Here is a 23697-nt window from a genome sequence, read left to right as displayed (position 1 = left end):
GCCTCCAAAAGGAGACGCAAAAAAGGATGCCGCTGCTATCAGGGCTAAAAATCAGTTGGTTGTAATTTAGACTTTCATAAATAATGAGTTTTTAACTTACAATTCACAGCTGAAGGGAGTGGTAGCAAGAACTAAATCTAAGGCAGTTAACCTAAGAATTCGTTTTGAGACTATTTTTTAAAATAAAAAGCTTCCAACTTTTGAAAGGTTGGAAGCTTCGATATTTATTATTGTAGTTTGGTTTTATTTATTCCAAATTTCCCATGCTTTCTCTGCTTGAAAAACGAGCATCTCCAATCCGTTTTTGATTTGGGCTCCTTGCTCTTTGGCTTTCTTTAGGAATTGAGTTTCAGCAGGATTGTAAATTAAGTCAAATGCGATGTGCTTTTCAGTAAAAAACTGATAAGGCAGTTGTGGAAACGCATCAACGTTAGGACTTGTTCCTACTGGGGAGCTGTTAATTATGATATGGTAATTAGCAAATGTAGTTGCGTTAATCTGGCTATAATCTATTGCGTTTTCCTTTGCTTCTCTTGAGACAAAAGTGTACAATATACCCAATTCTTCTAAAGCAAAAGCAACTCCTTTAGAAGCGCCTCCCGTTCCTAGAATCAAGGCCTTTTTATGATGGGCTTGCAGCAACGGTTCTAATGCTTTTTGGAAGCCGTAATAATCCGTATTGTAACCTTTTAATTTCCCTTTTTTACTAACTGTAATGGTGTTGACCGCGCCAATTTTTGCCGCTTTCTTAGATAGCTTATCTAGATAAGGAATGACTGCTTCCTTATACGGAATGGTAACATTTATTCCTTTAAGACCTGAGTTGTCAACGTCTTTTGTGATTTTTGTGAATTGCGCTATTTCTGGTATATCGAAATTCTCATAGCTGCAACCGCTATAGTTTTCATTATTGAATTTTTCAGTAAAATACCCCTTCGAGAAAGAATATCCAATATCCTTACCCAATAAACCATAGCGTTTTTTTGCGATCTCAGTCATTACTCTTTCTTATGTTTTGCAATGTAATTTTGTACCATTTTCTTTTTCCAAACCACTGGAAACATATCCTCGAGAAGGATATAGTTGTCAAAGTTTAAACGCAAAGCATTACTCAAATGGAATTTTGCTTTAGTATTATCTTGAATCATAAAATACAATCCAGCCAATCGGTATTCCACTTCGTTTTCTTCAGGGAAATATTCAGAGGCTTGCAATAAAGTTTGTATCGCGCTCTCAAATTCTCCTAAAAATTGAAGGGTGTCTACCCAAAACAACCAGGTGTCTAAGCTATGATCACCAAATTCCACTGCCTTTCTATAACCAAATTCGGCTTCTTCAAAGAAGTTCATTTGTTTGTTTATGCTGGCGTAACGTTTCCAGTAGAGACGATTTTGATTGTCTATCGCCAAAGCTTTGTTTACATAAAACAAGGCTTTCTGAAAGTCCTTTTGACGGACATAGAAATCGGTAATAGCAATCCAACCTTTATCTAAAAGTGGATCTTCATGAACCGTATCGTTATAGTATTTTATTGCCTGAATTTTATTACCCAGTTTTTCGTAACATTTTCCTATTCGAAGTAAAGCATAGCTAGTTGCATCGTCTAATTCGATGGTTCTTTTATAGCTTTCAATCGCTTCGTCATATTTGTTTAATCGTTCAAATGCTTTAGCCTTTTCCATGAAAGCACCAAGGAATTCATCATCGATAAGCGTTGCATAATCAAATGCACGGATTGCATTCTCATAATCTTTAACCCCATAATACAAACGTCCCATTTGATGCCAAGCGATTTCGCTGTACGGGTTTTTATCGATGTATTTGTTCAAATAAGCGATCGCATCTAAATTTTGATCTAAAAATTCGAAGCAATACACCACATTATACAATGCAGATTGATCATCAAAATCTTCTTCCAGACACTTGATGAAATTCTGTTTTGCCATTTCTAGATTATCCATAAAGAGATATTCCATACCTATTAAGTTATACACATCGGCATAGTCATCTGTATATTCCAAGGCGGTTTTTAGAAATTCAACTGCCTTTTCATGCTGGTCTCTTTTCGAGTAAATATTTGCTTTCTGAATGAAAATTTCCTCATTCGTAGGTTCGATGGCATATAGCTCATTGAGTAACCTCTCGGCTATATCCAATTTGTCATCAAAAACTAGCATTTCAACCTGAACCAATTTCAAACCTGTTGATTTTGGGTGCTGATCCAACGCTAATTTAAGTGCTTTTTTTGCCAAAGCGGCCTTACCCATATCGAGATAATGAAGTATAATTTCTTCAAATTCTTCGGAATCAAAAAAGAGAACTTTGTTGGTTTTCAACATAGACTCAAATTTTGAAAGAGATAAGTTATAGTCTTCTTCTTCGTTGCTTAATTGCATACTTTATTTTTTTGAATTTGGCCTATTTAAAATTAGGCATCCTTACTGTTGCTGTGGAGGAAAATTAGAATTGTTGTGAACAATTTAATTAACAAAAAGGAATTGATGTATCTATTGTAGTTATTTTAAGCCAATTAATTTTCAATCGACACTAGGATTTCATTCATTACTTCCAACATTATTGCGCAACCTTCTCGTATTTCTTCTTCAGAAATCGTAAGTGGCGGCGTAATTCTTATCGCACATCCTTCAAAAAGTAACCAAAATAAAATAAGTCCTTTGTCTTGACATTTCAATATCACTTCATTTGTTATTGCTGCGCTTTTTGTCATTGCGGCCAGCATTAACCCTTTTCCTCGAACTTCTTGTATCAAAGGGTGTACCAAAAGAGATCTAAATAGTTTTTCTTTTTCTAAAGCGCTTGACATCAAAGGGGTTTCAGTAATTTCCTTCAAAGTGGCCAAACATGCTGCCGCTATGACAGGATGACCGCCAAATGTAGTGATATGACCTAGCTTTGGGTTGTCACTCAATAAGTCCATCATAGCAGATGAAGCTGTAAAAGCACCAACAGGCATTCCGCCTCCCATTCCTTTACCCATAACAACAACGTCTGGTACAATATCATAGTTTTGGAAACCAAATAGTTTTCCCGTTCTTCCAAAACCAGGTTGGATTTCGTCCAAGATTAAAAGAGCGCCAACTTCTGTGCAACGTTCTCGTACTTTTGTAAGAAAACCGTTTTCTGGTTGTATAAAGCCAGCTCCTCCCTGAATAGTTTCTAGTAGGATTGCAGCCGTTTTTGTTGTTATTTTATCTAAGTCGGCTTCGTTATTGAAAGTGATAAAATCTACATCAGGGATTAATGGTCTAAATATCTGCTTGCGTTCCTCAAATCCCATTACACTCATAGATCCCATCGTGTTTCCATGGTAGGCATTGTTGCAAGAAATCAATTGGCTACGACCAGTAACGCGTCGTGCTAATTTTAAAGCACCTTCTATAGCTTCAGTACCTGAGTTTACCAAGTAGGTTTTGTCTAAAGGTTTGGGTAGGAGAGAGGCTAATAGTTTGCAATATTCAACTGCAGGACTTTGTGAATATTCGCCGTAAACCATCACATGCGAATATTTGTCCAACTGGTCCTTGATGGCTTGGTTTACCCTTGCTGGCTGATGACCAAGTGTACAAGCAGAAACTCCCGCTACAAAATCCAAGTATTTTTTATTATTTGTGTCGTATATGTAAGAACCCATAGCGTAGGAAACTTCCATTCCCAATGGATGGGGTGAAGTTTGTGCCTGGTATTTTATGAAATCGTTATTCACTTTTTTATGTATTTAACCGCAAATAGCGCTATTTTTTCCGCTAAATTTGCTGAGTTTTATAATGTATTATTTTTCGTGACGCATTTTTATAGCTGCTGACTTCCCTTAATCTTGAATTATTATATGGTGCAAACCGCATAAATAATTATATTTAAACAGGGACTGATCACTAAAAGAAACTGACCATTGATTACTTGGTCTTTTTCTTCTTATCGTAATTCAAAGTTTCTTTCCTGATCTTCATCGGGACATTTTCCTTTGCATCCTCTTTTTTTCCTGCTTCAATCATTTTGTCATTGAGTTCATTGTCTTCATCTGAGAAAATATCGTCTTTAGACTTTATCCTTTCGTCCCCTCGCCACACTAGGCCACGGAGTTTTCGGGCATTTTCTGGCAGGTCTTTGTCGGGATATATATCACCGTCAACCTGATTATAAAAAGTGATGGTTTCTATGGCACTATCTTCAAAAATTAAGTTGATCTTACTGCTTACGTTTTTGTTGATTCCAATAAGTTCATTCGTATCGTTGCGCATAAAATAGACCACTTCTGCATTTTTGACAATATCCACATCATGTAGTTTTCCCTCTTCAAATTTACCAAAGAGGTTGAGACCTTTTACCTGATTATATCCAGTGCCCAAGGTGTCTTTTGAGACGAGGAAGGTATTGTTTAGGACTTTCAACGAATCGAGCTTTTGAGTATTGTTATTCCCTATAAGGTGCATTATATCTCCAGTAATTTGGCTTTCGCCATTCCACAGTATTGGGTTGCCAATAAGTTTCGTTATGGCAGTTTTTGAACTGGAATGTATCGAATCACATTTTCCGCTCATGTCCGTTTTGTAGAAACGTACATTGTTGTAGGCGCGAATAATTCGGTTATTTTCCTTTCCGGTAACCATAAGCCTTTTACCATGAATATAAACCGAGTCGTTTTGAACAAAGTTTACAGCAACAGCTCTTTTGGTAACAAACATCGAGTCTTGTTTTTTGTATATTTCGGCATAATGCCCCTTAACAATTGCGCGATTTACGGAATCCGTTATTTTTACATTTCGGGTGGCAGAAGCAAATTCTTTATTTCGATCATAATATAAACTATCTCCTTCAATCAGTCGGTCTTCGTATTTTATGTATGACTTCCTAAGAAAATGTGCTAGGTTTTTTTTAGTGTCATAAAACCCTTTTTCGGTATAGATATAATTGGTCTTACTTGTGATTGTTGAAGGACCAAAAAGATAACTATGACCAGAATTACTATAATAATCCAAATGATTTGATTTTATCACATAGTTTGGATTTGTAATAGTAACTGCTGTCAGGAACTGGAACTTTTTTTGAGCTACATAATATTTCCCCGACTTACTTTTTAAAGTGTTTTCTTTATTGATTATAGTTCCTGGCGAACTGTAATAGGCTTCTTGTACATTTCGGTCAAAATTAATGGTATCTGTTGCCAAAGTAGCATCGGGTGAACTCATAAAAGCATCTCCGGCTGCAAATGCTTTTTTTACATTTCCGTTATACTCGGCATACTTGCTGTTTAAGTATAAAGTGTCACCTTGAACTAATTGCACATTCCCAAATGCTTTGATATAATTTTCTTTTTGAAAATAATAAGCCTTGTTGCAGGTAAGAACCACTCCATCGTGACTAACGCGTACATTTCCCGTGAGTAAAAAGGCATCAGGCATCTCAACTTGATTGACATCTGCATAATCAGAATGCTCTACAACGATTTTTTTTGCTGCTTGCGCCAAAATGGGTTTTGAACTTAATATTGCCAAACAACAACAGATGAAAAACAGGGATTTCTTCAATGGATTTATTTTTTGTCAAATTTATGAAAAAGGAAACAATCCTTATCCATATTAGCATTTATTTATAAGTTGATGGATATTGTATTTAGATGCGGTTTTTATACGAGTTACAAGTTATTAACAAATAATGGTACTCTTTCGTTGTAGTGAAGTTTTAAATTCCCATTTTTGATTAATGGAAAAATGAATTTGGCGTAGTTTTAAAAATTACAGTAAATTTAAAAACTGATTATTCAAGTAATTCATTTTGGCTGAAATGAATTTGAATAGTTGTTTAGCTGTTAATATTTAAAGGAATGATAAAAAAGAAAGCCCTTGTATTAGGGATAAGCGTAGTACTTCTGTCTGCGGCTTGCAAAACGAAAGATTTAAAAATGACTGAAGAAAAGAAAGAAATTGCCACAGAGAAGAAAGAAGTGGTATACCAAGTGTTTACCCGTTTATTTGGGAATACAAACACAAATAATAAACCTTGGGGAACCATTGAAGAAAATGGAGTAGGTAAGTTTAATGATTTTACGGATAAAGCGCTGCAGGAAATTAAAGACTTAGGCGTTACTTATATCTGGTATACCGGAGTTCCGCATCATGCTTTGATTCGGGATTATGAAGCAATTGGAGTGTCTAATGACGATCCTGATATCGTAAAAGGAAGAGCAGGTTCACCATATGCTGTAAAAGATTATTATAATGTAAACCCAGATTTAGCGGTTGATCCAGCAAATCGTTTACAAGAATTTGATGCTTTGATAGCGAGAACTCATGATGCAGGACTAAAATTGTTGATTGATATTGTGCCCAACCACATTGCACGCAAGTACGAGGGGAAAAGTAATCCTGAAGGCGTAAGGGATTTTGGTGCTGATGATGATGTTACAGTTGAATATAAAAGAGACAATAATTTCTATTACATTCCTAATTCTCAATTTGAGGTTCCAGACACAGTAAAACCTTTGAATGGAGAAGTTACTCCGCTTAGCGATGGTAAATTTCAAGAAATTCCAGCAAAATGGACAGGAAATGGGTCTAGAATGGCAAAACCAGACAAAAATGACTGGTATGAAACCGTAAAAGTGAACTACGGTGTTCGTCCTGACGGTTCTAAGGATTTTCCAGAACTTCCAGTAGGCTATGATACAAAATCATACCAAGAGCATTTCGAATTTTGGAAAGGCAAAAGCGTTCCTTCTTCTTGGATAAAATTCCGTGATATTGCTTTGTATTGGACAGATAAAGGAGTTGACGGTTTCAGATATGATATGGCTGAGATGGTTCCTTATGAATTTTGGAGCTTTATGAATTCAGCCGTAAAAATGAAGAATCCTGACGCGTTCTTATTGGCCGAAGTGTACAATCCTCAAGAGTACCGCAATTATATTCGATTAGGGAAAATGGATTATTTATATGACAAGGTAGAAACTTATGATAAGTTAAAGGATGTTATTCAGGGAAGATCTTTGCCTGATGGGCTTTCTGACATTCAAAAAGGAATGGAAGATATCGAGCATCATATGTTGCATTTTCTAGATAACCATGACGAACAACGTTTAGCGAGTCCTGAATTTGCAGGTACAGCTGAAAAAGGAAAACCTTTAATGGTTGTTTCAACTACGATTAGTACATCGCCAACAATGGTTTATTTTGGGCAAGAAGTAGGGGAGGCCGCTAATGAAAATGCAGGATTCGGTACGCATTCCAGAACTTCAATTTTTGATTATATAGGTGTACCAAATCATCAACGATGGGTGAATAATGGTAAGTTTGATGGCGGATTACTAACGAAAGAGGAAAAGGAACTTCGTGATTTCTATAAAAGGCTGCTTAATTTCTCTATTAGTAGTTCAGCATTAATGGGTAAATTTGAAGAAATTCAAACAATTAACCGTCAGTCTACGGCAGGTTTTGATCCAGGGATTTATGCATACACAAGATGGTCAACTACTCAAAAGCTAATTATTGTTACAAATTTTTCATGGATTAGTACTAGTTCTTTCGAACTTAAGATACCATCTGATATAATTCAAAAATGGAATTTGAAGGACGGTAGCTATACTATTACGGATCAATTGTATGAGACAGCTAAACCTCAATTAGAAGTTGTAAACGGGGAGGGCAAAGTACAAATTACGATTGCACCTTCGGAATCATTTATTTTTCAACTGTAAATGATTTAGCCTAATGGCGAAAGAGGTTTAAATAAAAATGCTGATGCAAACATAATAGTTCTGCATCAGCATTTAATTTTTATATCTAAACTAATATTTTCTTCTCAAGGCAGCCTCGTAATTTTCGCCTACTTTTTGCCAATTGATTACGTTGAAAAAAGATTCAATATAAGTTCTTCTTCTGTACTGGTATCCCAAATAATAAGCATGTTCCCATAAGTCGAGTGCTAAGATTGGTTTTCCTGGAATCAATGCGTTTTTCATCAAGGGGTTATCTTGATTCTCGCTACTGGTCACTTTTAATTTCCCTGATTTATCGACAATTAAAAATACCCAAGAAGAAGCAAACTGTTTTGTAGCCTCGCTTTTAAAAGCAGTCACAAAGTTTTCATAAGATCCAAAATCTCTTGAAATAGCAGAAGCTATTGTGTCTTTGGGTGCGCCTCCTGCGTTTGGAGCCATTGATTTCCAATATAGAGAATGGTTGTAGTAACCTCCGGCATTGTTTCTTAAATCGGTATTATTTATATCTAAATGGGCTAAGATGTCTTCTATTGATTGATTTTCAAATTCAGTTCCAGCAATAGCATTATTTAGATTATTTGTATAAGTCAGATAATGTTTAGAATAATGCATTTGTAAGGTTAAAGGAGAAACCGTTGGCGCTAATGCATCATATGCATACGGTAATTTTTCCAGTTGAAATGAACCGTTATTTGCCTTTACGTCATCAGGATATCCAATTGACACTTTCTCTTGTGCAGTTGGTAAAGGAACCTCTACGACTTCTGTCAGTTTTTTGTTATTACAAGAAACTAAAATAGTAATTAATAGTAGGCTCGTCAGTAATAAATTAAATCTTTTCATTAGTTGTATTATTTTTCCACTAGGGAATTGATGATTTCTATGTATTGTTCTTTTGCTTCTTCAGCAGAAAGATGACTAATCTGCATCCAAGCATTGGTTTTAAAAGCATCTCTTAAATGATACGTTGAAGTTTGTCTTGGTTCTAAGGTACCAAAAGTGGCTTGTTTGTAATAGGCATAAAGGCGTAGCTGAACATCTTGTGGTAAAGATGCTTGAGTCATTTCGGAAGCGATTTTTACTGCTTCTTGAAACCTAATGTCCAAGTCTTTTGCATTCATTACTCTTTTGTTGCAATTATAGTTTTTCCTCCAATTGCTTTTTGGTTCAGCACTACACTAATTGGAGTTCCTAAAGGTAGAAAAAGGTCTACTCTAGATCCAAATTTAATGAAACCAGCATCTGTTCCTTGTACGACTTGCATACCTTCTTCCGCGTAGTTTACAATTCTTCTTGCTAAAGCACCTGCAATTTGTCTGTACAAAATTGCTCCAAAAGTGTTGTTTTCAACAACTATTGTAGTTCTTTCGTTTTCTTCACTTGCTTTAGGATGCCATGCCACCAAAAATTTACCTGGGTGGTATTTGCTGAATTTTATGATTCCGCTCATTGGATAGCGGGTAACATGTACGTTTATAGGCGACATAAAAATGGAAACCTGTAAACGTTTTTCTTTAAAAAACTCTCCTTCGTATACTTCTTCAATAACAACTACTTTTCCGTCTACCGGAGCTAGTATTTGATTTTCATTAAGCAGTACTTTTCTTTTTGGATTTCTGAAAAATTGCAGAATAATAATCAAGATCAAAAATGCACTAATTTGCAAAGCTTTTTTAAGCCAAAAAATGTCGATTAGTCTGTCAGACAGTAAAAGTACAATGGCTGTAAAAGCTACGCCTAGTAAAATAGTTTTGGCTCCTTCTTTATGAAACATAATTTAAAATTTGATAAAATAAAAATACAATTGGTGCTACAAATATAACACTATCTAGTCGATCTAGTATACCTCCGTGGCCGGGCATTATTTTTCCGCTGTCTTTTACCTCGGCAATTCGTTTGAATTTTGACTCGATTAAATCCCCTATAGTTCCAAAGACGCCAACAATTACGGCGATTATGATCCATATAAAGATTTTTCCTTCGGCAATCTCAATGTAATATTTTGAAACTAAATAACTAGCAATTACTGAAAATAATACCCCACCAAAAAATCCTTCAACGGTTTTCTTAGGTGATATTCTTTCAAATAATTTTGTTTTTCCAATAGACTTCCCAACGATATAGGCAAAGGTGTCATTTGTCCATATTAGAATAAAGATGCTGATAAGGATTTTAGGGTTGTAACCGCTAACTCCAAATGGAATCTTTGTCATGATGGCAAAAGGGAGTATGATGTAACCAATAAGATATACGTACTTTGAAAAGGAATCAATCTTGACGATTTTATTGTCAAAAAGAAAATGGATGCATTTTATAAATACGATAAGAGTGAAACCAAGTACAATCTGGTCAAATGTTTTACTAAATCGTAAAAGATACAAGTATCCTTCTGTAGCAATAGATATTTCGTAAAAAAGCAGATAGGTGGCACTGGCCACAATAAAGGGAATGACTCTTGCAATTTCGATTAAATTACAAAATTCAATTGTTGCAATGAGAAGAAATACACCGAAGAGTATAAAAAAGCTTTCGGTTGAAAAGAGTATTGAAAATATTAATAAAATAATATAAACAGCACCAGAAATAGATCTCTTAAGGGTTTCATTCATGTTAAAGATCTTCTAACAAAAGCAAATAAAGGTTTTTGGCCGAACTACCGTATTGGGTAAAGTCTTCTTCCTTTGCTTTTTCAAAATATTTTATTGCAGTAATGTTTGTAGGATAATCCCTTTCGTATTTCTTTCTTATTGAAGTTAGGCCATCACTTTTAGCAGCAAGAATTTGGCTAGTCCTCGCGACAACAACAATGTTGACGGGCAAGTCGTGTGGTTTTAGCTGCTTTATTTGGTTTGACGAAAATAAAATAGAGCCCTCTTCCGCAATTAGATTTTCACAATATGAAAAAAGGAATTTTGGATTTGCTGACTTTTCGTAGCTCAGTTTGTTTTCATCTAATATACTGAAAAGTTTAGGCTCGTAACATAATACGTTACTTTCATACCAGTCGTTTTCTTGCAGGATATTTTCGAATTGTTCTTTTACTTCTTCAATGTTTTCACAATATAAAAATTTACCACCATTCCTTTTGAAATTATAGATGAATTGTTCATCTATAGACATATCAGTATCAGTAAAATATTTACTATTTTCTTTCTCTTTATCTTCATCTGAAGGCGAAATACTAGAACCAAAAATTTTTCTGAAAAGACTCATATGTTGTTAAGGTGCTTTATATGTTAATTAGGAAACGGTCAAAGATAAAAAAATCTTAATTCAAAAGCTGATTTTGAATTAAGATTTTAAAAATAATTAAATTTGATGTATTATTTATGATACTACCTCTTCGAGATTTTTATCAAAAGTTCTTTTTCCGAAAATTGCTTCTAAATCATCTTTAAAGATAACTTCTTTTTCAATTAGGATATCTGCAAGTTGATTCAGTTTATCTTTGTTTTCTTCCAAAATTTTAATTGCTCTTTCGTATTGACTTTCAATTAGTAATGAAATTTCTTTGTCGATAATTTTAGCAGTTTCTTCAGAATAAGGTTTTGAGAAATTATATTCGCTTTGCCCAGTTGAATCATAATAAGTAACATTTCCTATCTTGTCATTTAAACCGTAAACAGTAACCATCGCACGAGCTTGTTTGGTAACTTTTTCTAAATCGCTTAATGCTCCAGTTGAAATTCTGTTAAAAGTTACTTTTTCAGCTGCTCTACCGCCCATTGTTGCGCACATTTCGTCTAGCATTTGGTCAGTTCGCACAATTAAGCGCTCTTCTGGCAAATACCATGCTGCACCTAGACTTTGCCCTCTAGGAACTATCGTCACTTTAATTAATGGTGCTGCATGTTCTAACATCCAACTTACCGTTGCGTGACCCGCTTCGTGGATGGCAATGGCTCTTTTTTCGCCAGGCGTTACAATTTTATTTTTCTTTTCTAATCCACCTACGATTCTATCAACAGCGTCTAAGAAATCTTGCTTGTCTACTGCTGTCTTATTGTATCTAGCAGCAATTAAAGCAGCTTCATTACAAACATTTGCAATATCAGCCCCTGAAAATCCAGGAGTTTGTTTTGCTAAAAATTCTAAATCTAGGCCTTCTACTTTTTTCAATGGAGCTAAGTGTACTTTGAAGATTTCTGCACGCTCACGAATATCTGGTAAGTCTACAAAAATTTGTCTGTCAAAACGACCTGCACGCATTAATGCTTTATCCAGAACATCTGCTCTGTTTGTAGCGGCTAATACAATTACATTAGAGTTAGTTCCAAAACCATCCATCTCGGTAAGTAATTGATTAAGAGTGTTCTCTCTTTCGTCATTACCGCCTGACATATTGCTTTTTCCTCTAGCTCTACCTACAGCGTCAATTTCATCAATGAAAATGATTGCAGGTGACTTTTCTTTAGCTTGTTTAAACAAATCTCGTACTCTTGATGCACCCACACCAACAAACATTTCAACAAAATCAGAACCTGATAATGAGAAAAATGGTACTTGTGCTTCTCCAGCGACTGCTTTTGCTAGTAAGGTTTTTCCTGTTCCAGGAGGCCCTACAAGTAAAGCTCCTTTAGGTATTTTTCCACCAAGGTTGGTATATTTTTCTGGGTTCTTTAGGAACTCTACAATTTCTTGTATTTCTTCTTTAGCACCTTCTAAACCTGCAACATCTTTAAAAGTTGTTTTAACATCAGTCTTCTCATCAAAAAGCTTCGCCTTAGATTTTCCAATGTTGAAAATCTGTCCGCCACCGCCACCAGCGCCACCTGACATTTTTCTCATGATAAAAATCCAAACACCAATGATAATTATTATTGGTAGTAAACTAATTAAGATGTCAGACCAGTTGCTTTTTTGAGAGAAATTAAAATCTTTTAATTTTCCTTCAGCAACCGCTGTTTCTAATTTGGTTTGGAAAAGTTCATCATTACCAATCTCAAAAGTATACTGAGGACCTTTGTTGGGTCTGTCAAAAAGATCTTTCGCTACTTTTTGATGTTCTTTTGCTTTTAAAGCTTCTGGTTTTAAAAAAACTTCGGCTTCGGTTTTGTTGTACACAACTACTCTTTCAATTTGTCCCTTTTCTAAAAAGACATTAAATTTAGAAGAAGTTAATTGTGCTGGTTCTTGCAAACTGGAACTTCCAGTTATGAAACTGATAAATAAAAATATAAGTAGGATGGCAGTGTAAACTAGCCATGGACTAACTTTAAATTTATTAGGAGTTGGATTATTATCTTTAGCCATTCTGGTTTTTTTCTTTAGTATTTGTTTTCTATTGTAGTGATTTTTGCATCTCCCCACAAACTTTCAATGTTGTAATATTCTCTGATTTGTTTTTGGAAAACGTGAACTACGATATTAACATAATCCATAAGAACCCACTCCGCATTATCGGAACCTTCAACATGCCAAGGCTTGTCTTTTAATTCTTTTGAAACTGTTTTTTGAATTGAGTTAACAATTGCGTTAACCTGAGTGTTTGAATTTCCGTTGCAGACAACAAAATAGTCGCAAACTGCGGTGTCAATCTCTCTTAAGTCGAGGATATCGATGTCATTTCCTTTTACTTCTTCGATTCCCTTAATAATGTTTGCTAATAATGCATCATTATCTATAGTCTTTTTTGCCATGAATTATTTTATATAAGTTTGTAAAGTTACCATTTTTTGTGATTATTTTTGAACCTTAACATAATATTAAATTCCATTATACAAATAATTACGCATGAAAGTAATCAAACTCGATGCCATAGATTCGACAAATGAATTTCTAAAAGGATTGTCAAACAAACAACAGCTAGAAAATTTTACGATTGTCACTGCTGAAAATCAAACGAAAGGGAAAGGGCAAATGGGTGCCGTTTGGGGTTCTGAGGCGGGTAAGAATCTAACAATGAGTGTTTTTATTAAAGATTCTTTGTCAGATGTAAATCAGATTTTTAAACTTAATATTAGCGTTGCTCTTGCTGTTATTGAAGCCTTGGAAACATTTTATATTCCTAGTTTAATGATTAAATGGCCAAACGACATTATGTCATATAATTTTAAAATTGGTGGCATTTTGATAGAAAACAGCATCAAAAGTGACGGAACTGTCCATTCTATTGTGGGTTTGGGGATAAATGTTAATCAAATAAACTTTGAAAATTTGCCAAAAGCGTCGTCATTGGCTGTGATTTGTGAATCGCAGTTTGATAAAGAGAAGATACTTAACGAGATTGTAAAAAAAATAAAACAAAACATTGCCATTATGAATAGTGATGCTGCTTCCTTATGGTTGGAGTACACTAATAAACTATTCAAGAAGGGAATTCCTATGGCTTTTAAAGATAATTCAAACCAAAACTTCATGGGAATTATTCAGGGAGTTTCTTCTTATGGAAAACTTCAAGTTCAATTAGAAGATGATAGTATTTCTGAATATAGTATCAAAGAAGTGCAAATGCTGTACTAATAAAAAAGTGTTTAAGAATTGAAACGATTTCAAGTCTTAAACACTTTTTTTAACTTTTATGTGGGATTTATAGTTTTCCCATATTGTTAGCCAATGTTTCGATAAACTTACCGATTGGTCCTTTTATCATCATCGCCATCATAGGATTGAAATCACCTTCAAAATCAAGTTTAACTGCACTTGACTGATCAGAAACGGCATCAATGTTAGCTATTAGTGTGAATGGAAGTTTGTCACTGGCAGCACCCAAAACTACTTTGTTTGGAGCTACTTTTTCCTTCATTTTTAATTTTATTTCGGGCATACCCTTTAAACCAAAAATAAAAGCATCATCACCGATAACTTCAAATTTAGCGATATTTTCCGGCATTAGTCTTTCGAAATTTTTAACATCTGTCAACAAATCGAATAATTCTTGCGCTGATTTCCCAACTGCAACTTTTGGACTTTCTAAGTTCATATAAATTTATTTTTTTACTTCAATTTGTTTTATATCGTCAAAAAGAAAAGATCTTAAACGATATCCCATGTAGATGGGCTTACGCTCCATTCTCTTAAAGTTTTTTCTTCTTTTTCAGAGATATAACTTTTGGCTACAGCCAAATTCAATAAATTTTGGTAATTACTCAAAGTATATAAATCCACTTTTGCATTTTTAAAATTCTGATCTGCTACATCAAACCCGTAGGTGAATATGGCAGCCATTCCTTTTATATTTGCTCCAGCTGCACGTAAGGCTTCAACAGCAAGTAAGCTGCTGTTTCCCGTGCTTATCAAATCTTCGACAACAACTACATTTTGTCCTTTTTGCAAAAAACCTTCCACTTGATTTAGTCGGCCGTGTTTTTTAGCTTCTGGCCGTACATATACGAATGGCAATCCTAAACTTTCGGCAACTAGCATTCCAATTCCTATCGCTCCAGTGGCAACACCGGCGATAACATCTGGCTTTCCAAATTGTTTTTCAATATTTTTAGAAAATTCATCTCTGACATAGTTTCTTATGGGTGGAAATGAGAGGATTAAGCGGTTATCACAATAAATAGGTGACTTCCATCCAGAAGCCCATGTAAAAGGATTTCCTGGATTCAATTTAATTGCATTTATTTGCAAAAGCAATTCGGCTGTTTTTTCGGCAGTATCTTTATTAAAAATCATACTACAAATGTATAAAGTTTTTGTTAACGACAAACCACTTTTTTTGACAAATAAAATATCAAAAGAAACAGATTTTCAATTATTTCTATTGGAAAGTATTGATATAAAGCAACTTATAGTCAAAATTTTTCAAAATAAAATTCAAAAGGCCTATCTGTATCACCCTGATGAAAAGGAGATTATGAAGACCTTGAAAACCAAAATTCCAGTCAATAAGGCTGGAGGAGGCTTGGTGTACAATAAAAAAGGGGAGGTTTTATTCATTTTTAGGAATGGAAAATGGGACTTACCTAAGGGAGGAACCGAAAAAGGAGAGGATATTGAAGGCACTGCAATGCGTGAAGTTGAAGAGGAAACTGGCGTAAACTTATTACGTATTACGAGTAAGTTGCAAAAAACCTATCATGTTTTTAAACGCAATGGAGTTTTTAAATTGAAAATAACACATTGGTTCGAAATGCAGTCTGATTTTGAAGGAATACCTCAAGGTCAATTGGAGGAAGGAATAGAAAAAGTGGCTTGGTTTAGCCCAGATCAGATACCAGAGGCGTTAAAAAATTCTTACGAGAACATTAAATTATTGTTTGATGAAGAAAAAAGTATTCATCCTGATAAAATGTAATTTTAAACTGTTACGACAATAAAATAGGGATAATCTCATAATGAGGTTATCCCTATTTTTTGTGTGCTATTAGAAGGTAAATTAGAAGAAAAAAAGCTTTTGGTGGCTGAATTATTTTATTGCATCAATCTGTAAACGGGATATTGCAAGTGTGCTTTTTCATAATAAACCGAATTTTTGTAAATCCAATCCAATTGCGCTTCGGGACTTTTTGCAAAAGCAGTATCAGTTGTCTTTTTTCGTTCTAATTCACTTCTAAGTTTTGGGCTGTCTTTTAGTAATTGGGCTGCAGTATCCTCAAAAACATATTCAGAATAGCCTTCTTTTTGTTGCAGCATAGTATCGAAAAAATTCCAATTAAAGAAAGAGTCTACTCCTTGTGGCTCTAGAGTTTCTAATAGGTATTTCACCCCTTTTTGAGTGGTGGGAAAGACGTAATCCCCTTTTGCGAAAGCGACCTTGGTCTTGTTTACGCTCACTTTTGTGTCTCTGTGAATGTAATGACCTTCAAAAGCTGAGCCGCCTGTTTTGTAGTCGTTAATCTTGTAACTTTCGACTTCAATAAGCGTGTCTTTTTTAAGTTGTGAGTAGTTTAAATTATTGCTTTTAAGAAGATCGATAACGTTCCAAAATGCTTTCGGAATAATGTATGCTTCTGGGATCGTAATTTCTTTTACTGACTTGTATTCTTTTAGATAAGCGATGTCTTTTTTGAAAGGTTTGGTTCTGTCATAATACAGCCTATTTCCTGTCGTTGCTTCACTTGGTTTATGTCCCGCCTCAAATCCCAAAAATGAGAAAGGAGTCACTTTTGTGGTGTCAATTTCCCATTTAATAGTGTAGGAATTCTTAGGTGCGTATTGTAACTCGTTTTGTAATCGTAGTTCTTTTATTTTTTTGAAGTTTGCATCGGTGTAATCCATTGTTGCCAGCATGTATTCGTAAGTAGCTTTTACGCGATCTGCATATTTCTTTAGCATATGAGTTTCTACAACAAATCCAATTGTGTTGAATAGGGAAGTGTATCCTGTAGAATATCTAGGGCTGTCAAAAAACTGTGCAAAACCATTGTCGGGAGTTTCGCTAAATGCATTTACATAGGGGGTGCTTTCTATATTTTTGAGTCTTAGTCCATCAACTATTGCAGGCATCATTTTAGTGTCTAAATAAGTACCTAATACATTTCCTAGCTGGTTTTGCTGAGTCATGATGTAGGTGATTTTATATTGATAATCGGCGCCATTGCTTACATGATTGTCAATAAATACATCAGGATTCAGCTGCTGAAAAATTGCATAAAAGCTTTTGGTGTTTCTAGTATCTGCTTTGATAAAATCACGATTCAAATCATAATTTCTGGCATTGCCCCTGAATCCGTAATGCTCAGGGCCATCCTGATTCGCTCTCGTGGTCGAATTCCGATTTAAGGCACCACCAATGTTATATACTGGAATGGTTGCTATAATGGTGTTTTTTGGGATTTTTACTTTGGCTAAAGCCAAATCTCTAAATAGCTGCATCGTGGCGTCAATTCCATCTGGCTCGCCAGGGTGGATACCATTATTGATTAGTAGTACGGCTTTGTTTTTTTGCTGTGTATTAAAATTTTTATCGGGATCAAATAGTACGAGATGTAGTTGTTCTCCGCTATCTGTCAATCCCATTTCTTGGATTTTTATCGAAGGAAAATCTTTGGACAAAAGGGAGTAGTAAGCAATCGTTTCCTGATATGTTGCCGATTGATTGCCGTTTCCTTTTTCGAAAATAGTATTGTAATTAGTGTCTTTTTGAGCAAAAATTAGTGTTGAAAAAAGTAGTAAAGCAATAGTAAAAGATCTCATATATAAGTTGTTTTTGGGCTATGTCAAATATAATATTTTTTTTACGTCAATATCAAATGCAATCTCAAGGGTAGTAATTCTAGAAATGAAAACTGGGACAGAATTCTAAAAACTGAGCATTGAGGACTTTTTTTAGTACTTTTGCAAAATGAATAAGAAACACCATTCCAATAATATACTTTTGAATTTAGGCATCGAAAGCCTGAACGAAATGCAGGAAGTTGCGCAAGACGCCATCCTAAACGATAATAATGTATTACTGCTTTCTCCTACAGGTTCAGGGAAAACATTGGCCTTTTTATTGCCAATTCTAGAAATGTTGCAGCCTGAGATTCTATCTGTTCAATGTTTAATTCTGGTTCCTTCAAGAGAATTGGGGTTGCAAATTGAGCAAGTGTGGAAAAAAATGGGTACAGATTACAAAGTAAATGTTTGCTACGGTGGACACTCGATCGATACTGAAATTAAGAATTTAAGCAATCCGCCAGCCGTATTAATAGGTACTCCTGGGCGTATCGCTGATCATATAGACAGAGGAACTTTTAGAACGGATAAAATCCAAACTTTGATTTTGGATGAATTTGATAAATCACTGCAATTGGGGTTCCATGAGCAAATGTCATTCATCATAGGGAAATTTTCTAAACTGAATAAAAGAGTGTTGGTTTCGGCGACCTCTGATATTGAGATTCCAAAATACACTAGAGTAGTTAATCCAACTATTTTAGATTTTATTCCTGAGCATGAGGTGGAAACAAACCTTTCGATGAGGATGGTTGTTTCTAAAGAGAGAGATAAAATAGGAAGTTTGTTCAATCTGATTTGTTCGCTTAAGTCTGAATCAGCTATCGTTTTTTGTAATCATCGTGATGCTGCAGAACGTATCAGTGATACTTTAAACGAAAAAGGTATTTACGCTACCTATTATCATGGTGGTATGGATCAGGATGAGCGTGAACGCGCTTTGATTCAGTTTCGTAATGGAAGTGTAAGTTATTTAATTACAACTGATTTAGCGGCTCGTGGACTTGATATTCCAGAAATGAACCATGTTATCCATTATCATTTACCATCTAAAGAAGATGAATTCACGCATAGAAATGGAAGAACAGCTCGTATGCTAGCGTCAGGAACGGCTTATATCGTTGCTCATGAAAGTGAAAAAAAAGCGGATTATATCGATTATGGCATGAAAGTTTTTACTGTTGAGGATTCTGTTACTTTGCCAAAACCGCCGCAATTTCAAACAATTTATATCAGTGGTGGAAAGAAGAACAAACTGAATAAGATAGATATCGTAGGTTTCTTTTCTCAAAAAGGGAAATTAGAAAAAGGTGATTTAGGATTAATCGAAGTAAAAGATTTTATCTCTTTTGCTGCTGTGAAATTCAATAAAGTAAAAGACTTGTTGAATAACATCAAGGATGAGAAAATGAAAGGCAAGAAGTTTAAAATTGAAGTTGCCCGTAAAGTGATTAAGAAAGAAGAGGAGTAGTTTTTTAGTGATCAGTGGTCAGTTGAAAAAGTGTTCAGAAAAGGAATAAAAAAATCGTTAACAGTAAAATAGAGTTACTGTTAACGATTTTATTTTTTATGCTAATCACTGATTTAATACTCACTACAATTTCTTCACGTATTGTGTGATGATTACGATAGTTTGTCCATCTACTTTTCCTTCAATATATTCGGCATTTTCATGGTCCAGTCTGATGTTACGTACAGAAGTTCCTTGTTTAGCCACCATACTAGATCCTTTTACTTTCAGGTCTTTTATCAAAACTACTGAGTCTCCTACTTCTAGAATAACACCATTTACATCTCTGTGTATTACTTTGTTCTCATCTTCTTCACCTTCTCCAGTTGCTTGAGCCCAGGCTAATGTATCTTCGTCAAAATACATTTGATCAATCAATTCTTGTGGCCAACCTGCAGAACGAAGGCGACTCAACATTCTCCATGATACCACTTGTACAGCGGTATGCTCACTCCACATGCTATCGTTTAGACATCTCCAATGGTTTAGATCTTCATTTCCTGGATTTTCAATTTGCTCAATACAAGTGCTACATGCCATTATCGCTTCGTCGATTCCACCTTTTTTAGTAGGTAAAACTTCATATACTTTTAGGTTTTCAGTTGCAGCACATAATTCACATTTCGATCCACTGCGTTTGCTTAATTCTCTTTCTATACTCATTGTTGGCTTTTATTTTGATTTGGCGAAAATACGGCTATTATGTACTTTCTGCAAGTTTATTAATACGTGTTCTTCATTCAGATTGCAGTATACAGTTTATAGTTATTTGCAAATAAAGTATTTTATATTCTTTAGGAGTATGAATACTAAAAACCTGATGAGTGTTTACTTCTTCAATCTTACGGCTTTGGGAACCAGCATCTGGTATTCACCGCCATTGCGGATAACGTCCCTCACAATACTAGAGCTGATATATGATGTTCTTGCAGCGGTTAGTAAGAATACGGTTTCTATTTTAGATAAATGTCTGTTGGTATGTGCGATGGCTTTTTCAAACTCAAAATCGGCTGGATTACGTAATCCACGCAGGATGAAATCGGCTTTTATTCGATGGCATAAATCAATTGTCAAGCCTTCATATGTAATAACTGTGACTTTCGGCTCGTTTTTGAAGGTTTCTTCGATGAATCGTTTTCTTTCTTCGAGTGAAAACATGTATTTTTTTTCGGCGTTGACACCAATTGCAATTACAATTTCGTCAAAAAGGGAAACTCCTCTTTTGATGATGTCTTCATGACCTAAGGTTATTGGATCAAAGGATCCTGGAAATATGGCTTTTCTCATTATTTAAAAGTTTCAAGTTTGAAGTTTCAAGTTAAATGTTGAAAACCGCAAAAATTCAAAGGTTTTTAGATTTCGTTACTTTTTAATTTTTTATGAAGATAACTCTATTGCATTGGTAAACAAGTCTTGTAGCGAAATTCCTGCTGCGGCTGCTTGTTGGGGAATCAAACTTTCAGTGGTTAAACCCGGAATTGTATTCATTTCAAGCATAAAAGGTTCTCCGTTTACAATTATGAATTCACTACGAGAAAATCCTTCCATTTGTAGAATTTCATAGGCACGTTTAGCAATTGCTCCTACTTTTTGAGTCATTTCGTCAGAGATTCTTGCCGGTGTGATTTCTTGTGATTTCCCTAAATATTTAGCTTCATAGTCAAAGAAATCATTTTCAGATACAATTTCTGTTATTGGTAAAACGGTTGTTTTTCCTTGATAATTGATTACTCCTACAGAAACTTCAGTACCGTCAAGAAAACTTTCGATAATGATTTCGTTGTCTTCTTTATAAGCGACTTCGATAGCAATTGGCAATTCAGCTTCGGTTTTAACTTTTGAAATTCCAAAACTGGAACCTGCTTTATTGGGTTTTACAAAACAGGGCAAACCTACTTTACTTACAATTCCGGCCGTATCAATATGTTCTCCTTTGTTTAAGTAATACGAAATAGCACTTTTTATTCCGTATGGTTTCAATACGGATAAAAGGTCTCTTTTGTTAAAAGTCAATGCTGCTTGGTAATAATCGCAGGAAGTATGCGGTATTTCGAGCAATTCAAAATAGGCTTGCATAAGCCCATCTTCGCCCGGAGTTCCGTGAATTGCATTGAAAACACAGTCGAATTTGATTTTATTTCCGTCGACTGTAGTCGAAAAATCATTTTTATCGATAGGGAATTCGGTTTCTGCATCATCTACATACACCCATTTTTCCTTAAAAATATGGACGCGAAAGCCATTGTATTTTGTTTTGTCCAGTGATTGATATACAACGTTTCCGCTGATAAGTGAAATTTTGTATTCGCTGGAATAACCTCCCATGATAATAGCAATGTTCTTCATTTTTAAGTTTTTAGGTCTAATATTTGAGTTAGTACAACTACTGGTTTTATGAAAACAATTCGTTTTTTAGCCCCGATAGCAGCGACATCCCACGCTTTTTTGCGTGGATATAGCGGATAGCGGGAAATAGCTCCTAAAATTCATCAGGAAAGTACTAAATACCATTAAACAAAATTATCATTTTTTTTGAAACGAAATAGCTATATCTTTGTCCAATTATAAAATTAAATTTATGAGTTTACGTAAGTATCTTACCAGCCGTGTTTTTCTTATACAAGTATTTTTAGCCGTTTTGATTATTGCCGTTTTGGGATACCTGTTTATGCATTGGTTGACTTTTACAACTGATCATGGGAATGAGATTACAGTTCCTAATTTGAGCAAGTTAACAGAGGAGCAAGTGGAGGAAAAACTAGATGATTTAGATCTTAGTTATGTGATACTGGATAGTGTAGATTACAAAAGTGATTTTCCTAAATATAGTGTAGTGCAGCAAAACCCATTGCCAGGCGAAAAGGTGAAAGTGGGAAGAAAGGTGTACATTAAAATCAATAGTTCTGGATTTTCGTCAGTTAAAATACCAGAATTGGTAGGTAAGACCTATCGTGAAGCCGCTCCTACATTGAGAGCATTAGGTCTTGAGGAAGGTACGATAACCTATGTGCCAAATTTAGGGAAAGACATGGTGCTTGAAATGCGTTATAAAGGCAGAAATATGAAAGCGGGAGATAAAGTCTTGAAGGCATCCAAAATTGATTTGGTGCTAGGAGACGGGAAAATGAGTTATGAAGAAGAAGTAAGAACGGATAGCATTGCATATCCAACAGAAGAAATGCCAGATGAACAATAATGTAGAGTCAATAGACTTGGAAGAAGAATTGTACGAACATTTTAAATTTGAAGTTCCTAAAGGACAAGCGTCTTTGCGAATTGACAAATATTTGATGGGTTTGATTCAAAATGCGACCCGTAACAAAATACAGACTGCAGCAACCGAAGGTAATATTTTTGTGAATGATTTGACTGTGAAGTCAAATTATAAAGTAAAACCGTTAGATATAGTACGTGTGATGCTAACGCATCCGCCGTATGAAAATCATATTATACCGGAGAATATTCCGTTGAATATTGTTTTTGAAGATGATACTTTGTTGCTAATAAACAAAGAACCTGGAATGGTTGTTCATCCTGGTCACGGAAATTATACAGGAACTTTAGTGCATGCCTTGGCGTATCATTTTGATAATTTGCCAATGAACAGCAGCGAGCGTCCTGGATTAGTACACCGAATTGACAAAGATACTTCAGGATTATTAGTAATTGCCAAAACTGAAGCGGCGATGACGCATCTTGCGAAACAATTTGAAGCAAAAACATCTGAAAGAGAATATGTTGCTTTGGTTTGGGGAAATGTAAACGAGGAAGAAGGAACGATCGAAGGAAACTTAGCGCGTCACTTGAAAGACCGCATGCAAATGGCTGTTTTTGCTGATCCTGAGATTGGAAAACCTGCTGTTACTCATTATAAAGTGTTAGAGCGTTTTGGATATGTGACTTTGATCTCATGCCAACTAGAAACGGGAAGAACGCATCAGATTAGAGCGCATTTAAAACACATAGGACATCCTTTATTTAATGACGAGCGTTATGGCGGTCATTTGATTCTTAAAGGAACCACGTTTACTAAATACAAGCAGTTTATAGACAACTGTTTTAAAATATTACCAAGACAGGCTTTACACGCTAAAACATTAGGTTTCGTTCATCCTACAACGGGAGAAATGATGCGTTTTGATACAGAATTACCACAAGATTTTCAAGATTGTATCGAGAAGTGGAGAGGCTATTCTAAATCGCATTTGACAGAAGAGGAACAAGGATAGTTTTTTTTGAAGTTTAAGGTTTAAAGTTGGAAGACAGTAGTTTTAGAGAAAAGCAATTATATAAAAAATCCCTTTTAATTGATTCAAAAGGGATTTTTTGGTTTGTGAAAAGGTTT

Annotated in this window: 23 protein-coding genes; 6 read left to right on the top strand and 17 right to left on the bottom strand. The window is 35.0% G+C overall.

The window, feature by feature from the left end:
- Nucleotides 1–243 precede the first annotated feature (243 nt).
- From BLV91_RS09695 to BLV91_RS09680, 4 genes are all read right to left on the bottom strand, one after another.
- Nucleotides 244–999, bottom strand: coding sequence for a shikimate dehydrogenase family protein (locus BLV91_RS09695; RefSeq protein WP_091432359.1), 756 nt, complete (start codon nt 997–999; stop codon nt 244–246).
- The gene (locus BLV91_RS09690) at nt 999–2396 is read right to left on the bottom strand and encodes a tetratricopeptide repeat protein (protein ID WP_091432356.1); all 1398 of its coding nucleotides are present in this window, start codon (nt 2394–2396) and stop codon (nt 999–1001) included. Before BLV91_RS09690 ends, BLV91_RS09695 begins: the two co-directional genes overlap by 1 nt.
- A 134-nt stretch (nt 2397–2530) precedes the next feature.
- The gene (locus BLV91_RS09685; protein WP_091432353.1) at nt 2531–3724 is read right to left on the bottom strand and encodes an aspartate aminotransferase family protein; all 1194 of its coding nucleotides are present in this window, start codon (nt 3722–3724) and stop codon (nt 2531–2533) included.
- Nucleotides 3725–3914: 190 nt separating this feature from the next.
- Nucleotides 3915–5513 (bottom strand): OstA-like protein, encoded by a 1599-nt coding sequence (locus BLV91_RS09680; protein ID WP_091432350.1) that lies wholly within the window; start codon nt 5511–5513, stop codon nt 3915–3917.
- Between the two features lie 329 nt (nt 5514–5842).
- Here BLV91_RS09680 and BLV91_RS09675 point away from each other — a divergent pair, with 329 nt between their 5' ends.
- Nucleotides 5843–7711, top strand: coding sequence for an alpha-amylase family protein (locus BLV91_RS09675; protein ID WP_091432346.1), 1869 nt, complete (start codon nt 5843–5845; stop codon nt 7709–7711).
- Between the two features lie 90 nt (nt 7712–7801).
- Here BLV91_RS09675 and BLV91_RS09670 read toward each other — a convergent pair whose 3' ends face one another.
- The 7 genes from BLV91_RS09670 to rsfS form a co-directional block, all read right to left on the bottom strand.
- The gene (locus tag BLV91_RS09670) at nt 7802–8578 is read right to left on the bottom strand and encodes a superoxide dismutase (protein WP_091432344.1); all 777 of its coding nucleotides are present in this window, start codon (nt 8576–8578) and stop codon (nt 7802–7804) included.
- Nucleotides 8579–8586: 8 nt separating this feature from the next.
- Nucleotides 8587–8856, bottom strand: coding sequence for an acyl-CoA-binding protein (locus BLV91_RS09665; RefSeq protein WP_091432341.1), 270 nt, complete (start codon nt 8854–8856; stop codon nt 8587–8589).
- The gene (locus BLV91_RS09660) at nt 8856–9509 is read right to left on the bottom strand and encodes a phosphatidylserine decarboxylase family protein (protein ID WP_091432338.1); all 654 of its coding nucleotides are present in this window, start codon (nt 9507–9509) and stop codon (nt 8856–8858) included. Before BLV91_RS09660 ends, BLV91_RS09665 begins: the two co-directional genes overlap by 1 nt.
- Nucleotides 9499–10344: a phosphatidate cytidylyltransferase gene (locus BLV91_RS09655; protein WP_091432334.1), complete on the bottom strand. Its 846-nt coding sequence runs from the start codon at nt 10342–10344 to the stop codon at nt 9499–9501. The genes BLV91_RS09660 and BLV91_RS09655 overlap by 11 nt, the downstream gene beginning before the upstream one ends.
- A 1-nt stretch (nt 10345) precedes the next feature.
- Entirely contained in the window at nt 10346–10948 is a 603-nt protein-coding gene (locus tag BLV91_RS09650; RefSeq protein WP_091432331.1) for a lactate utilization protein B/C, read from the bottom strand.
- A 114-nt stretch (nt 10949–11062) separates the two neighbouring features.
- Nucleotides 11063–12988 (bottom strand): ATP-dependent zinc metalloprotease FtsH, encoded by a 1926-nt coding sequence (ftsH, locus tag BLV91_RS09645; protein WP_091432329.1) that lies wholly within the window; start codon nt 12986–12988, stop codon nt 11063–11065.
- 14 nt (nt 12989–13002) lie between these two features.
- On the bottom strand, nt 13003–13374 hold the full coding sequence (rsfS, locus tag BLV91_RS09640) for a ribosome silencing factor (protein ID WP_091432325.1): 372 nt from the start codon (nt 13372–13374) through the stop codon (nt 13003–13005).
- Nucleotides 13375–13468: 94 nt separating this feature from the next.
- Between rsfS and BLV91_RS09635 the strand changes: the two genes are divergently transcribed.
- Nucleotides 13469–14197 (top strand): biotin--[acetyl-CoA-carboxylase] ligase, encoded by a 729-nt coding sequence (locus BLV91_RS09635; RefSeq protein ID WP_091432322.1) that lies wholly within the window; start codon nt 13469–13471, stop codon nt 14195–14197.
- Nucleotides 14198–14264: 67 nt separating this feature from the next.
- On the opposite strand, the gene BLV91_RS09630 is transcribed toward BLV91_RS09635, so the two are convergent.
- Complete coding sequence (locus tag BLV91_RS09630; protein ID WP_091432319.1) at nt 14265–14657, bottom strand: SRPBCC family protein; 393 nt, start codon at nt 14655–14657, stop codon at nt 14265–14267.
- A gap of 53 nt (nt 14658–14710) precedes the next feature.
- The gene (pyrE, locus tag BLV91_RS09625; protein WP_091432316.1) at nt 14711–15355 is read right to left on the bottom strand and encodes an orotate phosphoribosyltransferase; all 645 of its coding nucleotides are present in this window, start codon (nt 15353–15355) and stop codon (nt 14711–14713) included.
- A 7-nt stretch (nt 15356–15362) separates the two neighbouring features.
- Here pyrE and BLV91_RS09620 point away from each other — a divergent pair, with 7 nt between their 5' ends.
- On the top strand, nt 15363–15977 hold the full coding sequence (locus BLV91_RS09620) for an NUDIX hydrolase (RefSeq protein ID WP_091432312.1): 615 nt from the start codon (nt 15363–15365) through the stop codon (nt 15975–15977).
- Nucleotides 15978–16093: 116 nt separating this feature from the next.
- On the opposite strand, the gene BLV91_RS09615 is transcribed toward BLV91_RS09620, so the two are convergent.
- On the bottom strand, nt 16094–17818 hold the full coding sequence (locus BLV91_RS09615; protein ID WP_091432309.1) for a M14 family metallopeptidase: 1725 nt from the start codon (nt 17816–17818) through the stop codon (nt 16094–16096).
- 148 nt (nt 17819–17966) lie between these two features.
- Here BLV91_RS09615 and BLV91_RS09610 point away from each other — a divergent pair, with 148 nt between their 5' ends.
- Nucleotides 17967–19313, top strand: coding sequence for a DEAD/DEAH box helicase (locus tag BLV91_RS09610; protein WP_091432306.1), 1347 nt, complete (start codon nt 17967–17969; stop codon nt 19311–19313).
- A 123-nt stretch (nt 19314–19436) separates the two neighbouring features.
- Here BLV91_RS09610 and BLV91_RS09605 read toward each other — a convergent pair whose 3' ends face one another.
- The 3 genes from BLV91_RS09605 to BLV91_RS09595 form a co-directional block, all read right to left on the bottom strand.
- A complete protein-coding gene (locus BLV91_RS09605) occupies nt 19437–20015 on the bottom strand; it encodes a PhnA domain-containing protein (RefSeq protein ID WP_091432305.1) in 579 nt (192 codons plus the stop codon).
- A 165-nt stretch (nt 20016–20180) separates the two neighbouring features.
- The gene (coaD, locus tag BLV91_RS09600) at nt 20181–20639 is read right to left on the bottom strand and encodes a pantetheine-phosphate adenylyltransferase (RefSeq protein WP_091432301.1); all 459 of its coding nucleotides are present in this window, start codon (nt 20637–20639) and stop codon (nt 20181–20183) included.
- A gap of 90 nt (nt 20640–20729) precedes the next feature.
- Nucleotides 20730–21698, bottom strand: coding sequence for a D-alanine--D-alanine ligase (locus BLV91_RS09595; RefSeq protein ID WP_091432298.1), 969 nt, complete (start codon nt 21696–21698; stop codon nt 20730–20732).
- A gap of 232 nt (nt 21699–21930) precedes the next feature.
- On the opposite strand from BLV91_RS09595, the gene BLV91_RS09590 reads away from it, so the two are divergent.
- The gene (locus BLV91_RS09590; protein ID WP_091432295.1) at nt 21931–22548 is read left to right on the top strand and encodes a PASTA domain-containing protein; all 618 of its coding nucleotides are present in this window, start codon (nt 21931–21933) and stop codon (nt 22546–22548) included.
- The gene (locus BLV91_RS09585; protein WP_091432291.1) at nt 22538–23581 is read left to right on the top strand and encodes an RluA family pseudouridine synthase; all 1044 of its coding nucleotides are present in this window, start codon (nt 22538–22540) and stop codon (nt 23579–23581) included. Before BLV91_RS09590 ends, BLV91_RS09585 begins: the two co-directional genes overlap by 11 nt.
- Nucleotides 23582–23697: the final 116 nt, after the last annotated feature.

The sequence above is a fragment of the Flavobacterium degerlachei genome, from assembly GCF_900106645.1.
GTDB classification, from domain to species: Bacteria; Bacteroidota; Bacteroidia; order Flavobacteriales; family Flavobacteriaceae; genus Flavobacterium; species Flavobacterium degerlachei.
This window is presented reverse-complemented; position numbering and strand designations above follow the sequence as displayed.

Coding starts and splice junctions, on each gene's coding strand:
- BLV91_RS09695 (WP_091432359.1), bottom strand. CDS start 999: ATGACTGAGATCGCAAAAAAACGCTATGGTTTATTGGGTAAGGATATT.
- BLV91_RS09690 (WP_091432356.1), bottom strand. CDS start 2,396: ATGCAATTAAGCAACGAAGAAGAAGACTATAACTTATCTCTTTCAAAA.
- BLV91_RS09675 (WP_091432346.1), top strand. CDS start 5,843: ATGATAAAAAAGAAAGCCCTTGTATTAGGGATAAGCGTAGTACTTCTG.
- BLV91_RS09670 (WP_091432344.1), bottom strand. CDS start 8,578: ATGAAAAGATTTAATTTATTACTGACGAGCCTACTATTAATTACTATT.
- BLV91_RS09665 (WP_091432341.1), bottom strand. CDS start 8,856: ATGAATGCAAAAGACTTGGACATTAGGTTTCAAGAAGCAGTAAAAATC.
- BLV91_RS09660 (WP_091432338.1), bottom strand. CDS start 9,509: ATGTTTCATAAAGAAGGAGCCAAAACTATTTTACTAGGCGTAGCTTTT.
- BLV91_RS09655 (WP_091432334.1), bottom strand. CDS start 10,344: ATGAATGAAACCCTTAAGAGATCTATTTCTGGTGCTGTTTATATTATT.
- BLV91_RS09650 (WP_091432331.1), bottom strand. CDS start 10,948: ATGAGTCTTTTCAGAAAAATTTTTGGTTCTAGTATTTCGCCTTCAGAT.
- ftsH (WP_091432329.1), bottom strand. CDS start 12,988: ATGGCTAAAGATAATAATCCAACTCCTAATAAATTTAAAGTTAGTCCA.
- rsfS (WP_091432325.1), bottom strand. CDS start 13,374: ATGGCAAAAAAGACTATAGATAATGATGCATTATTAGCAAACATTATT.
- BLV91_RS09635 (WP_091432322.1), top strand. CDS start 13,469: ATGAAAGTAATCAAACTCGATGCCATAGATTCGACAAATGAATTTCTA.
- BLV91_RS09630 (WP_091432319.1), bottom strand. CDS start 14,657: ATGAACTTAGAAAGTCCAAAAGTTGCAGTTGGGAAATCAGCGCAAGAA.
- pyrE (WP_091432316.1), bottom strand. CDS start 15,355: ATGATTTTTAATAAAGATACTGCCGAAAAAACAGCCGAATTGCTTTTG.
- BLV91_RS09620 (WP_091432312.1), top strand. CDS start 15,363: ATGTATAAAGTTTTTGTTAACGACAAACCACTTTTTTTGACAAATAAA.
- BLV91_RS09615 (WP_091432309.1), bottom strand. CDS start 17,818: ATGAGATCTTTTACTATTGCTTTACTACTTTTTTCAACACTAATTTTT.
- BLV91_RS09610 (WP_091432306.1), top strand. CDS start 17,967: ATGAATAAGAAACACCATTCCAATAATATACTTTTGAATTTAGGCATC.
- BLV91_RS09605 (WP_091432305.1), bottom strand. CDS start 20,015: ATGAGTATAGAAAGAGAATTAAGCAAACGCAGTGGATCGAAATGTGAA.
- coaD (WP_091432301.1), bottom strand. CDS start 20,639: ATGAGAAAAGCCATATTTCCAGGATCCTTTGATCCAATAACCTTAGGT.
- BLV91_RS09595 (WP_091432298.1), bottom strand. CDS start 21,698: ATGAAGAACATTGCTATTATCATGGGAGGTTATTCCAGCGAATACAAA.
- BLV91_RS09590 (WP_091432295.1), top strand. CDS start 21,931: ATGAGTTTACGTAAGTATCTTACCAGCCGTGTTTTTCTTATACAAGTA.
- BLV91_RS09585 (WP_091432291.1), top strand. CDS start 22,538: ATGAACAATAATGTAGAGTCAATAGACTTGGAAGAAGAATTGTACGAA.